This window comes from Bacteroides sp. D55t1_190419_B8 (assembly GCF_015558905.1).
GTDB classification, from domain to species: Bacteria; Bacteroidota; Bacteroidia; order Bacteroidales; family Bacteroidaceae; genus Bacteroides; species Bacteroides vicugnae.
In genome coordinates this window covers 46,235-59,879 of record NZ_JADMOU010000016.1, presented here as the reverse complement: position 1 = coordinate 59,879, position 13,645 = coordinate 46,235, and the positions used below count along the sequence as shown (strand labels likewise).

The following is a 13,645-nucleotide window of genomic DNA, read 5'->3' as shown; positions in this document are numbered from 1 at the left end:
CAGCATCTAAGGGATGAATGCAATTTCATCGATACCTATTTGCGCTTCCGGTTTCTTTAAACAACTGATTTTGATGCTTAGTTGTTCTGCTCCGTTCAGGTCTGCCGGAACGGTGGCTTTTATCATTTCCCCTTTTTCCGGGGCGTCTTCCGGTTTCAGGTCTATTGTTTTATAGGCTATTCCGTCTTTCAACAGTTGAATTTGTTGTGGCGCATAGATGTGATGCCGGGGAAGATTCAGAAAGCTGATATAGAATGTTCCTGATGCGTTGATACCTTTCACCGGCAGGTTGATGGTACATTCTTCTCCCGGAATGATTACCCAACCGCAATGATAGTCTCCGGGTAAACCGTGAGTGCCATCAGTCAGTTTCTTGGAATCAATTTTATTCAGTTTAGGAGTTGCTGAAGGATTGAGTCCTAAAAACAAGTTTTTCTTGATGTCGGAAGCAAGTAGGTATTGTTCCCATTCCTTTATATAATAGTCGATCTCATAGGCTGACTCATTATAATATTCCATTCCGGTAAATGCTTTGTGTTCTTTGAGCTGGGTGATCCATTTCTGGGCTTGGGGAACCGGTTGGACCTCCTTTCCATTCCGTTTGGCATATCCGTAAGCATCAAAGCCGTGGTCACGTCCTAATTCCAGGCGTGTGAAAGACAATGCGGTCTGAAGTTCGTGCAGCTTTTTACGCTCTTTCCCTTTTGCTTCGGAAACAAAATCTCCCATTTCATCATAGAATTTGATGAATTGATCCGGATAGAGGAATGCTTTTTCTGATTCTCTGATACCGGCATAAAGTCCGAGTCGTTTTCCGGATTGGGCATTGTTCTCCAATTCAGTGTAGTAATCGTATAGCCATTTTTTTGATACTGGATATTCCTGATTAAAGTAACTTCTGATTAAGTCATCGACCGGGAGTTCCGGGTTGATAAGGAGGGAGGATAGTACAAAAGTCCTCATTTCATCGAAAGAAGAATAGCTATATCCACTTCCGTTGAAGAATATGCCGCTGGCTCCATGTTGTTTGAAGAATTGGAGTCTTTGTTGAGCTATCTTTAATATGGGAAAAGGAGTGAGGTAGTCGTCGAAGTTGTTGATATAGTCCCATATATAGATGTTGTTCGTTACTTTCTTCCAGTTGTCGAGTTGGTCGGCAAATTTCTTGTCTTGCTCATCCTTGCCGTCTGTCCGGCGAAGTGGGTAGTCGATAGCGCTGACAATTACCCCGACGTTAGGCGGGAGCTGCTTGTCTGTGACTTGTTGCGTAGTCAGGTAGGAAGTCGTAAAGAACGTGTGTTTGGGAAAACGCTGCGACAGGCGGAGGATCAGTTCCGTAATGGCGGGAGTTGCGTTCTTCTCTGTATTTCCCAATGCGGTACAGGTGGCACACGTACAGGCGTACGGAGTATCATCCGGTGCGATTACAAAACGGAAATTCCCCTTTTCACCGAAGTTATCTACGATGTAACTTTCTATCTGGCGATACATATCCTCGGAAGAGAAACACAGTTGTGAGTCATCTGTCTTCCCGTGAATGGTGGCATATACTTTCTCTGCATCTTTTCCCAAGACTTTTCGCAGGTTGTGTCCCCATATTCCCCAGCTGTCATCAAAGTTGTTCAGGCCGATAACACCTGTATGATCGGCGTTCAGGCCGTATGGAGAATAAATACTTTGATAGTCAAATGCAAAAGCTCCGCAAGTATCGTTGAGATTGATAAGGGCGGGAGGAAGATCCGAACCGTCTATACGCGGGTCTTCTTTGCTGATCTTCTTTATCAGTTGGTATTGCAGCCATAACATTTGTTTGTCGTCACTTGCGGTCAGTCTGATATCAGAGCCTTTGCAGGCTACTTTGAATCCTCTCTGCAATGTTGGGTCTATCTGTATGATGATGCGCCACATGTCCATTTCGGAAACGCCAAAAGCTACTATTTCATCGTCGTTTGCACGCTTCTTGAGATGCTCGTACAGGTATTTCGCCCACCGGGTGTCTCTGTCGGTCGGATCCTCACCAATGGTGACGAGATACCCTTCTTTAGATGGGAACATCTCCGTGCGTGCCTGCATACGGCAACCGGATAAAAGGCAGCAAATACATATCATTCCTGCCAATACAGGGCCAAGCGTATCAGAATGAAATATAAACTTGTGCATAAATGTTATATAAGTTTTTATAGCGTGTCGATATGGATTCTATCTGGTTGGACGGACTTGTCCCTCGCACCGTATTGGTTTGGTTATAATAGGTGTTCCAGGTACCCATCAAGCCTATGGTAATGTTAGGACTGACCATATACTGGCCTCCCAATCCTACCATGGTATTGGTGTGGGAGAAAGAGCCGGGTAGCGCATAGTCCAGTACGGCCGTTTCCGGTGCCGATCCGATGCTTGCCATAGCGTTGATATTCGTCTTTCCGTCATTAGCCGGGAAGTATTTGGCGCCAATCTGAGCATTGTAATAGAAGTTGGAGTTGAAGAAATGCATGTCCAGCTTCGTGTTGAGGCGAACGACTTCGATGGTTTTGGCTAATTCTCCGCCTACAGTGAGCAGATTGGTCTTTGATTCATTCCAACCGGTAAATAGATAACCGTTATCTCCGGTGCCCCCTGCAAAGAATTCATCGTTCCATTCATAACGCTTTGTGTAAGCGGCTACGCGTCTATAGCCTACGTGTGCGCCTATTTCCCAATCATTCTTGAGATAATGCCGAACGGCAACATCGGCGGTAATGTCCGGGAAGTATTTGGTCGCAAAGGCTGCATTGGCCGTGAGGCTCCACTTCGGTGAGAAGTGATGCGTCCACTCACCTTGTACCTGAATGCCAACCCCTCCTGGTGTCTGTTCTTCAGCCTCCATGCTGTCGCTTGCCGAGCCACTTCGCCCTGCATAGTTGAGGCGTCCTGTGTAGCTGTTCTTCTGGCCTTTTCGGGTATATTCGGCTGTTGCAACAGAGGTAATGATATCTTCTTCTCCGTAGCGTGCACGGAGATAGGTCAAAGCAATCTCATTCTTGAGCATCATGCTTCTAAGGCCCGATAAATGTCGTTGGAAAGAGCGATATTCCATGATGGATGGCTCGTAGTACTTTTGGTAATAATAGGCTGAATCCGCTTGACGGTTGGCTTCATATACCACTCCCTTGGTGTACTTCAATGATTTGTTCTGACTGTCATAAAGCAAAGCTGTATCAAGAACAGCGAGAGCCTTTTCCGGTTCTTTGGCTTTTGTCAGTTGCAGGGCACGGTATTCACTGCTCTGTGAGAATGCACCTATAATCTCTTTGTTGCTCGGGTATTTATTGAGTATCGGCTTCAGAAATTCCAAAGAAGCTTCGTATCTCTTGTCACGTTCAAGCACGGTAGCTCTTTTAGCCTGATAGAATGGTTCTTCAGGATAATAATTGATTCCTTGTGCTGTATATTTCTCGAATTCATCGTATTTTCCGAGTAAACCGGACGAATTGATGGCATACTGTAATCCGAGATCGCTTGATGGATTCAGGCTAATTAGCTTAACAGATTCCTCGTATGCTTTTTTCGTAGCTCCGGCTTCCATACATTTCTTGATGTACGGCACTGCTAGTTCCTCGTATCCGATAACATAGAAAATGCGCATATCCTCATCACTCTGCTCGATGGCAGATAGATACAGTTGCAAAGCCTCTTCGGTTTTATCCATTTTATCGAGAATAAATGCCCTTTTCAACGTGCCGTTTTCGTAATCAGGGAAGTGAAGAGTGATGGTGTCCAATGTTGCAAGTGCTTCATTGTAACGTTTCATATTGATATAGCAACTCAAGGCTTTTTCCCATGCGGCACCGTTCATATCATTGTCTATATGTTTTTGAGAAACGAACAATACGTGCGGCAATGCTTCTGCGTACAGACCGAGTTCCATCAGCTTTTCTGCTTTTTTCATGTGCTGTGCGCTCATGGCAAGCGTAATATCATAATCATCAGGATACATCTCATACATCTTTTTCAGCGTTGAATAGGCAAGATCATCCTCATTCATCTGGCGATAAAGCATATATTCTTTATAAAGAATTCCTTTATCATTGTTGCCATATTGTTTTTTAGCTTCTCTGATATAGAAGAGAGCATCGTCGGTATATCCTCGGGTGACGGAAGTGTTCAGCAGGTAGTCCAATGCTTCCTTGTTCTTATTGCCTCCTTCATAGGCCATGCCATATAATACATAAGGATCCCGTTGCTTTTCTGCACGGGCAGCCTCCATTAACAGGTCGTTATACATGCGCCGTATGGCAGGGCTGTTGTTCCTTCGCATTTGCTCGCGTATAAACACCAGTGCTTCCGGATAACGTGCCAATTCGCTGAGAATACTTGCCCTTTTGACGATAAGCGCACCGCCTCCCGGTATGGCAGCCAAACCGTTGGATGACCAGCCTAGAGCGGCTTCCCGGTTTCCTTCCTGCAAATGCAGGTTAATGATGTCCAGATAATATTCTTCGTTTTGGGGAGATACTTTGATGAGCTCCGTCAGCTTTTCGATGGCCTCTTTCCGGTTACCACCTTTTTTCATTTGCTGGTAGCCTACCTCCATGCTGTAGATATAATCCTTCCTTAGAATTGTATCGTTCGGGTAAATTTGATTGATACGTTTCAACAGACGGTCTGCTTCCACATCGTTGTTCTGCTTGCGGTACAGTTCAATCTTTCTTCGCCATAAACCTCTCCAATACGGATTCACTTCCAGCAACTCATTAACGTAGCAAATGGCACTGGAATAATTCTCGGTGATGTCTTCTACATCTACCAGCAGATGTTTGGCATTGACGTTGTTGTAGTTGTCGTCTATCGCTTTGACAAGATGATAACGCGATTGGTCGTAGTTCTTTTCGTGGAACCAGTATTTTCCCATGAGCCATTCAAGGTCAGAAACATTCGGATATTTCTGAAGGCCCTCCTCCAATAGCTCTTTCCCTGCTTCCCATTCCTCGTTCGCAAAATGCTCTTGTACAATCTGGGCATATTGCTCCGGTGTCTGGAATCCGTTGTCGGTCCCGGAGGAAGAGGTTATCAGTAAAAACAGACAACCTAATATGGTGATTTTATGGAGAAACTCTCTGTTCATTCTATCTTGTCTTTAATCTTTCTTGTTTAAATCGTAGCCGGTTCAGGCTTCATTGTCTTTATATCAGTATCGTCTGCACTTTCTTCTTTCTGCTTGAATCCCTTACGTTCCATGTTCTTCCACTTGAAGTCTCTATTGGTCAGATAACTAAGGTATCCTCTCAATGAGCAGAAAGTGATGATGGGATGATAGAAGATAGGTTCCAATATGGACGCAATGATAATCCATAGGTATTCATATCCTCTTTTATATAGCATCCCGACATAGTAGTCGTAGGTAATAACGACGATGGAAAGGAACTGGCAGAACGTATATATCGTCAGGTAAATCATCCATGCCGTGTTCCAGTTGACCGCTCCTGTAAAGGCCAGATAGATAAATACTATCAAACCGACGAACTCGATGATTGGCGCCAGAAACTCAAAAACGAACATATAAGGGAGAGTTAACATTCCCATTTGCTTATATGTCTTTTTGAAAATCATCTTGCGATGGATATTAAGTGTCTGGAACAATCCCCGTGCCCAACGGGTACGTTGGCGGTAGAGCATTGCCAGGTTGGGAGGCCCTTCCGTCCAGCAGCAAGTATCAGGAATCTGTATGATTTTATAAGGACGGGAGAAGTCGCACATATATCCTACCATACGGGTGATGAGGTCCATGTCTTCAGCAAAAGAGGGAGCATCGTATCCTCCGGCTGCAATCGCTACCGAACGGTCGAAAAGACCGAATCCACCGGAGACATTCGGCATTCCATTGATTGCGGACCACCCCATCTTACCAATCAGATAGGAGCGCATATACTCCAGATTCTGGAAAAGTGGAATCGGTGTACGGGGAGTTCTAACGTCTATGATTTGTCCGTCTTTCACGACGCATCCGTTAGCCATCAACATCGTTCCGCTGACTGCAATTACTTGTTTTTCTGAAGATATAATGGGCGAGATGCAGCGATAAAGAGCATATTTTTCCAGAATGCAGTCCACATCCGTGCAGATGAAATACGGATAAGAAGCAACGTTGATTCCTGCATTGGATGCATCCGCTTTGGTTCCTCCATTTTCTTTGTCTACAACAATAAGTCGGCTGTATTTCGGGTTGGAGGATTTGAGGAGTCTTCGGAACGGTCTGGTTTTGATTCGCTCGATATAAGCATAGGGCACTTCTACCAGTTCATAATATTCGGTCATCTTTTCCAATGTGCTGTCCGTACTTCCATCATTTACAATAACCACCTCGAAAAGCGGATATTCCAATGCAAGCATGGAGTTCACATTATCAATGATTGTCTTTTCTTCATTGAAGGCAGGAGCAATTACCGAAATACCCGGTGTATAGGGGGATTCCTTGATTGTTTTCCGCATATAGCTTTCCACATAGTAATCCTTTCTCCGTTTCAGAGAAATGAAAGAGAGGAAGGCGAATGTGACGAAGAATATCGCCAGCATGCTCGTATAAAAGAATACGAAATAATTGAAGAATGTAAATATTATATCTCTCATATTCTCTAATTTAACTGGTTGATTAACGGATGCTTGGTGTGGGCAAACAATATAGCTGTGTGGGAATCTGCTTTTCTCTCCAATTGATCGAATGTTTTCCTTCCCATTGCACTATACTCATAGAGGGCTTTGAGTATGACTCTCTTGGTTCCCCAGTTATCTGCTTCATCATAAGCGTTGTAAAGAAATCCTAAAGCCTTGTCGGTCTTCAGATCTGCAATAGCCGAAATGATTTGTCGTTTGACTTCTTCCGGTTGTACATTATACATTTCAATCAGCTTAGGTTCAACCTCTTTGTATTTTAGCTTACCTAAAGTCTTGATTGCTTCACCCCGTATTTCCACAGAACGGGCATTGAGTTGCTTCGCGAGAATTGGGGCACTTTCGGTTTCATGATATAGCCGGATTTCGTTGATAAAGAATATCTTAACGTTTTCTTCAGCTGAAGTATTCACCCATTTGATAAAGGTGGGTGTGTTATATCCCACTTTTTTACGGTGTTCCAAGATGGCGTGTAACTCCATCATGTCCCATTGCCTTAACTTCATGCCGATATCTTCGTCGAAGAAGCGGAACGGATCACCCTGACTTAACCACATATAAGTATAGCGTGCCGAGTTTCTTAGTTCTAGTTCACGATGATAGAGGAAACGCACCAATACCGCTTCAGAGGCATAACCATTGATGGACTGAATAAGTTTCAGAGCTTGTATCTTTGATCTTTTGGAACCGAATTGAAGTTCGCGTTCAAGGAAACGTGTGATTTGGAATACAGTTTGAATCGTTTGGTAGTTTAGTTCATTGATCTCATCTTCATGCACACTCTTGATTTCTGTTAACAGTTGGGTGATAATGCGTAACTCGTTGGGTTTTGGGCGCTTTTTCGTATCATATTCTAATCTGTCAGCTATCTCTTCTTCACTCAATGTGTTGGAATCTAGTGAGATAGTTTTCATTTCTTCGTAATATTTATCAAACGCTTTATTGTATCTTCGCTTCTCTTTTCGCCTTTTAAATATACCATATATAATATGGAATAGGAGAAATAAGTACGCAATAATACAAAACATTACAGCAATTGAGCATATTCTTATGATTAAAGGATAGCCAATAAACTTGTAATATATCCAATAGAAATAATATTCTATGTAATCTATACCATACAGTACTTGATCCATTTCCCTTGATATATTTAGATATAAAACTTGTATATTCAGAATAAAAGTTCTATATTTGTTGTATTGAATGTTCTGTCTAATGCAAATATACGAAATAACTTGTATATATTATCCATTGTTTATGAACAGCTCTTTTGAGGCATATTTTAGCTCTTGTGATTATTTTCGATGGAAAGGATTGAAATTACAAATAAAGGAGGGTGGAAAGCTGTTAAGCGTTAAATATATTTTTGATAAGTTAACAAATGGAGCCTGAAAATAAGTGTGATAAGCCAGGTTCTCATGCGAAACAGAAACAAACAATAAATTTAAAAATTAGATTAAGATGAAAATTAAAAGTTTGGTGTATGTCCTTATGGGGACAATGTTGATTACTACTTCCTGCTCTGATAATGAGTTGGAAAAAGGTAATGATGGTCCGGGAACTGTTGATCCGGTAAATGCTTCTGCACTCGTGAATGTATATTCCGATAAAAGTGGTTCTGAAGCGAGTCTGCTTGTGGGAAAGGTATTAGTGAAAGATTCCCGTACTCTTACGTTGAATGTTCCTGCTGCTTGCGAGAAAGTGTATATGAAATACAATACAGTTTCGGGAACAGAAGCTACAAAAGAATTTGCTTTGTCTCCTGTTAGTCGTGGTGTAGATCAGGGTACTGGTTTCAATTTTGAAACAAACCGTCTGGCATCGGTAACTTTTGCGCTTCCTGAAGATGCAGTGCAGCCGACAAATGAAACAGACCAAGGCTATCTTTTCTATCACAACACAGGTGTGGTGATGTTCGAAGATGGCTGGCCTACTCAATTGGATTCATGGTATGATGAAGATTTCAACGATGTTGTATTCGAGTATGACTTGAAGGTGACTGAATGTCATAGTCAACAGATGATGGAGACTGTAGGAGGTAAAGAAGAACTATTGTTGACTTTGGACGTTCGTGCGATGGGTGGTATCTATCCTACTGCATTGGGTGTTGTACTGGATGGTTTGAAAAGCGAGTATGTTGATCAGATTACTGCAAGCCTTGTATTAAAAGGTGGTCAGGGAACGATGACAGACTTAGTTAAAGAACAACTTTCAACAAAAGATGTAGTGAAGATTGAAAATAAAAACTGGAATTGGAGCAATGATACTCGTACTGAACCACGTTTTGCAATATTAACGGTGGATAAAGTGCAAACTGAAGGCACTGTTATCACATTGGATGGTTTAAGCTCTTTGAAAGATAATAACCAAGATATGTTCCAGGTAACGCAAGGAAAAGTAAGAGAAGGACTACCTATGTTGCGTGCTGAAGTTAGACTGATTGGTAAAGAAGGATTAACCGGAGCTGAAAGAGATGCTCAACTTGCAGCATTTAGAGAGTTGATTTTAGATACTAATAGACAGAATTTCTTTATTAAGGTGAACGGTAGTAAAGAAATACACATGAGAGGTTATGCACCGACTTCTGCTTATAAAGCTGCATATGATGAATTGGTTGCAAATGATGCTACATTAGATAAAGATGTTTATTATTCAAACACTAAAGGTTCTACTTGGGGAGTGAAGATGCCGGTTGGCGCACGTCATGCTTATGAAAGTGTACCTTTTAGAGAAGCATATACAGGATTTGCTAATTGGGTGGATACTAAAGGTGCTTCAAATAAGAATTGGTATGAGGGCTTTGATCCTGAAAAAACCGTAAGATATTGGTAATACAAATCACCAGTTAATACATTATTTGAGATATTTTGTACAATTTGAACCTCTCTTTTCGAAAAAAGAGGGGTTTCTTTGTATCCGGAAGAATAATCTTTAAACTAATACCGTAATGACGAAGCGATTTTTTATAGGCTACAGTTTGATTACTTTTTTTCTCTTAGATAGTGTGATGCTTTTGGCACAACACAAAGCTTCTTTTGTGCAACAGTGGAAAATAGAAGATGCATCCCATGCTTTGCAGATAATAGAACGTGCAGATACATTAGAATTGATAGTTCCGGACGGACTGACTATGTGGTATCGGCAACGATTGGCAGGTGATTATGAAATTAGTTATCGTATCTGTATGGTGATGCAAGGTGGAAAGTATGACCGCTTGAGTGATCTGAACTGCTTTTGGGCTGCCAATGATCCTAAATACCCTAATGATCTTTTTGCCCGTAGTCAGTGGCGTGACGGCATCTTTAAAAACTACAATACATTAAACCTTTTCTACGTTGGATACGGAGGAAATGATAACTCAACGACCCGTTTTCGTCGATACAGAGGAGAGTACTATGGAGTGGCAGATGATAAGGTGAAACCGTTATTGAAAGAATATACTGATACCTCCCACTTACTTGTTCCCAATCAGTGGTATGAGATTCGGATTCGAGTGGAAAAGGGAATCACAACTTATTCTGTGAATGATGAAGAGTTGTTCCGCTATACCCTTGCGGGTGGTGAAGGTGACGGACACTTCGGTTTACGTCTTTTGCAGAATCATATACTCTTTACAGATTTTAAAGCGACCATACTTTGACTGATATACTGAAAACCTGATAAGACAATATTTCCATGATGAAACAACCTTTTACTAAATTTGGAGTGACAACTCTGTTTTCTCTTTTGTGCTCAGCATTCCTTCATGCACAAGTCGTAACAGATGAGCGGATGTTTTCTTTTGAAGAACCGCAAATCCCGGATTGTATCACCGCTACCCAATCCCGCCTGTCGGTATCTGACCTGCATTATAAAGATGGAAAACATTCGTTGGAATGGACATTTGAACCGGGTGGTATATTGGAATTCAAGAAAGATTTGAAGTTTGAGAAGAAAGATCCGACCGGCAAGGATTTATACCTTTCCGCTTTTATTGTGTGGGTTTATAATGAAGTTCCCCAGAATGCGACCATTGAGTTTCAGTTTCTGAAAGATGGCAAACAATGCACATCTTTCCCTTTTGGCATTAATTTCAGTGGTTGGCGTGCTGCATGGGTCTGCTATGAACGTGATATGCAAGGCACACCGGAGGAAGGCATGAATGAACTTCGGATGATTGCTCCAAATTCAAAAGGAAGCCTTTTCATCGATCATCTGATTACGGCTACTAAGGTTGATGCACGTCAACAGACAGCCGATCTGCAAGTCCCTTTTGTCAATGCCGGAACCACCAACCATTGGCTGGTTGTCTATCAACACTCGCTTTTGAAACCGGATATTGAATTGACTTCTGTGAACGATAAGCAAAGAGCAGAAATGCAACTGTTGGAAAAGCGTTTTCGTGATATGATCTACACGAAAGGGAAAACTACAGATAAAGAAGTGGAAACTATCCGCAAGAAATATGATTTCTATCAGATAACCTACAAGAACGGTCAAGTATCGGGAGTACCTGTTTATATGGTACGTGCTTCAGAAGCTTATGAACGGATCATACCGAACTGGGACAAAGATATGCTGACTAAAATGGAAGTGGAAATGCGTGCTTATTTCGACCTGATGAAAAGAATTGCCGTTGCATATAATAATGCGGCAAATCCGGTGATTCGGGAAGAAATGAAGAAGAAGTTCTTGGCAATGTACGATCATATAACCGATCAGGGAGTAGCTTATGGTAGTTGTTGGGGAAACATCCATCATTACGGTTATAGTGTCCGCGGTCTGTACCTGGCATATTTTCTGATGAAAGATGTGCTTAGGGAAGCTGGTAAACTTCAGGAAGCCGAACGGACATTGCGCTGGTATGCGATTACTAACGAAGTATACCCTAAACCGGAAGTCAACGGAATTGATATGGACTCTTTCAATACACAGACCACCGGACGCATTGCCAGCATTTTAATGATGGAAGATACACCGGAAAAACTACAATATCTCCGGTCTTTCTCCCGTTGGATTGATTTTGGTTGCCGTCCTGCATTGGGATTGTCCGGTTCGTTTAAAGTAGACGGAGGTGCTTTCCATCATCGAAACAACTATCCGGCTTATGCTGTGGGCGGACTCGATGGAGCAACCAATATGATCTATCTTTTCAGCCGGACGGAATTTGCTATTTCCGAGTTAGCTCATGAAACCGTGAAAAATGTACTGTTGACCATGCGTTTTTACTGCAATAAGCTGAACTTCCCTCTTTCCATGTCCGGTCGTCATCCGGATGGAAAAGGTAAACTGGTTCCTATGCATTTTGCTATGATGGCTTTAGCCGGTTCTCCCGATGGAAAGGAGGAATATGATAGTGAAATGGCTTCTTCTTACCTCCGTCTGATTTCAGACCCAAGTATTGAAAATGACTCTCCCGAATATATGCCTAAGGTTTCAAATGCTGAAGAGCGTAAGGTGGCAAAACTTCTTATAGAGAAAGGTTTCCGTCCGGAGACGGACCCGCAGGGAAATATAGCAATGGGATATGGTTGCATCTCTGTTCAACGTCGTAGTAACTGGTCGGCTGTGGCACGCGGACATTCCCGTTATTTATGGGCGGCAGAGCATTATCTGGGGGCAAATCTATACGGTCGTTATCTGGCACACGGCAGTTTACAGATATTGACTGCTGCGCCGGGACAGACAGTAACTCCCACCACTAGTGGCTGGCAGCAGGAAGGTTTTGACTGGAACCGTATTCCGGGAGTGACATCTATTCATTTGCCATTGGAGCAACTGCAGGCTAAGGTGCTCAATGTAGATAGTTACTCCGGAATGGAAGAGATGCTTTACTCCGACGAGGCTTTTGCCGGTGGTTTGTCTCAACAGAAGATGAATGGTAATTTCGGAATGAAGTTGCATGAGCATGATAAGTACAACGGATCACATCGGGCACGTAAATCTTACCATTTCATCGATGGAATGATTGTCTGTCTTGGTTCGGATATTGAAAATACAAATACGGAGTTCCCGACAGAAACGACTATCTTCCAATTAGCGGTTACTGATAAAGCAGGGCATGATTATTGGAAAAATTATCAAAGGGATAAGAACGTATGGGTAGATCATTTGGGAACGGGTTATTATGTTCCGACTCCCATTCGGTTTGAGAAGAACTTTCCTCAATACTCGCGAATGCAAAATACAGGAAAAGAAACAAAGGGTGATTGGGTTTCTTTGGTTGTAGATCATGGAAAGGCACCGAAAAACGGAAGTTACGAATACGCTGTTTTGCCTCAGACGAATGAAGCTCTCATGAAGAAATTTGCAAAGAAGCCCACTTATAAGGTATTACGGCAAGACCGGAATGCACATATTGTAGAGTCCGTTTCCGAACAGATCATTTCTTATGTGTTGTTTGAAACTCCTGAAACGACATTGCCGGGTGGTTTATTACAACGTGTGGATACTTCCTGTCTGGTTATGACTCATAAAGAATCTGCTGATAAGATTAAGTTGACGGTGGCACAACCGGATTTGGCTTTGTATCGCGGTCCAAGCGATGAAGCGTTTGATAAAGATGGGAAACGCATCGAACGTAGTATCTATTCCCGACCATGGATTGAAAATGCCAGTGGTGAAATACCTGTGACTGTAACGATAAAAGGGCAATGGAATGTAGAAGAAACTCCGTTTTGCAAGGTGATTTCTTCTGATAAGAAGCAAACAGTTTTGCAGTTCAGTTGCAAAGATGGCGCTAGCTTTGAAGTGGAGTTAAGGAGATAAAAGTCAGACAACAGGAGATCATTTGCTTTCCCTGATAGGGGAACAGTAGTTTCTCTTGGAGAAACTATAGTTTCCATGCCGTTGAAACTGTTGTTTCTCGGTGCTGAAACTTTAGTTTCCCGGTACGAAACCTTTGGTTTCAAGCCTTGAAACTAAAAGTTTCCCCACGAGAAACAAAGGTAATGCATTCATGAAATAAATAGGATTGCTTGGAGCTTCCAGAGTGAATACCTCCGCGTTGTGAAATGTAGTT

The 13,645-nt window shown here is 42.4% G+C and carries 7 protein-coding genes; 3 read left to right on the top strand and 4 right to left on the bottom strand.

Annotated elements, in window-relative coordinates:
• Positions 1-6: 6 nt before the first annotated feature.
• The 4 genes from I2I13_RS14605 to I2I13_RS14590 are packed head-to-tail and all read right to left on the bottom strand — an operon-like array spanning position 7 to position 7,781.
• Positions 7-2,160, bottom strand: coding sequence for a DUF4838 domain-containing protein (locus I2I13_RS14605; RefSeq protein WP_195649808.1), 2,154 nt, complete (start codon positions 2,158-2,160; stop codon positions 7-9).
• Complete coding sequence (locus I2I13_RS14600; RefSeq protein WP_195649807.1) at positions 2,135-5,101, bottom strand: hypothetical protein; 2,967 nt, start codon at positions 5,099-5,101, stop codon at positions 2,135-2,137. The genes I2I13_RS14605 and I2I13_RS14600 overlap by 26 nt, the downstream gene beginning before the upstream one ends.
• Before the next feature lie 26 nt (positions 5,102-5,127).
• Positions 5,128-6,603 carry a glycosyltransferase family 2 protein gene (locus tag I2I13_RS14595; RefSeq protein ID WP_148365468.1) on the bottom strand — a complete coding sequence of 492 codons (1,476 nt, stop codon included), beginning with the start codon at positions 6,601-6,603 and terminating at the stop codon, positions 5,128-5,130.
• 5 nt (positions 6,604-6,608) lie between these two features.
• Complete coding sequence (locus tag I2I13_RS14590; RefSeq protein WP_148365469.1) at positions 6,609-7,781, bottom strand: HEAT repeat domain-containing protein; 1,173 nt, start codon at positions 7,779-7,781, stop codon at positions 6,609-6,611.
• 325 nt (positions 7,782-8,106) lie between these two features.
• On the opposite strand from I2I13_RS14590, the gene I2I13_RS14585 reads away from it, so the two are divergent.
• The 3 genes from I2I13_RS14585 to I2I13_RS14575 all read left to right on the top strand — a co-directional run bounded on the left by I2I13_RS14585 (position 8,107) and on the right by I2I13_RS14575 (position 13,392).
• Positions 8,107-9,477 (top strand): LruC domain-containing protein, encoded by a 1,371-nt coding sequence (locus I2I13_RS14585; protein WP_195649806.1) that lies wholly within the window; start codon positions 8,107-8,109, stop codon positions 9,475-9,477.
• A 115-nt stretch (positions 9,478-9,592) separates the two neighbouring features.
• Positions 9,593-10,285: a DUF6250 domain-containing protein gene (locus I2I13_RS14580; RefSeq protein ID WP_148365471.1), complete on the top strand. Its 693-nt coding sequence runs from the start codon at positions 9,593-9,595 to the stop codon at positions 10,283-10,285.
• A gap of 35 nt (positions 10,286-10,320) precedes the next feature.
• The gene (locus tag I2I13_RS14575; RefSeq protein ID WP_195649805.1) at positions 10,321-13,392 is read left to right on the top strand and encodes a chondroitinase family polysaccharide lyase; all 3,072 of its coding nucleotides are present in this window, start codon (positions 10,321-10,323) and stop codon (positions 13,390-13,392) included.
• Positions 13,393-13,645 lie beyond the last annotated feature (253 nt).

Coding starts and splice junctions, on each gene's coding strand:
- I2I13_RS14605 (WP_195649808.1), bottom strand. CDS start 2,160: ATGCACAAGTTTATATTTCATTCTGATACGCTTGGCCCTGTATTGGCA.
- I2I13_RS14600 (WP_195649807.1), bottom strand. CDS start 5,101: ATGAACAGAGAGTTTCTCCATAAAATCACCATATTAGGTTGTCTGTTT.
- I2I13_RS14595 (WP_148365468.1), bottom strand. CDS start 6,603: ATGAGAGATATAATATTTACATTCTTCAATTATTTCGTATTCTTTTAT.
- I2I13_RS14590 (WP_148365469.1), bottom strand. CDS start 7,781: ATGGATCAAGTACTGTATGGTATAGATTACATAGAATATTATTTCTAT.
- I2I13_RS14585 (WP_195649806.1), top strand. CDS start 8,107: ATGAAAATTAAAAGTTTGGTGTATGTCCTTATGGGGACAATGTTGATT.
- I2I13_RS14580 (WP_148365471.1), top strand. CDS start 9,593: ATGACGAAGCGATTTTTTATAGGCTACAGTTTGATTACTTTTTTTCTC.
- I2I13_RS14575 (WP_195649805.1), top strand. CDS start 10,321: ATGATGAAACAACCTTTTACTAAATTTGGAGTGACAACTCTGTTTTCT.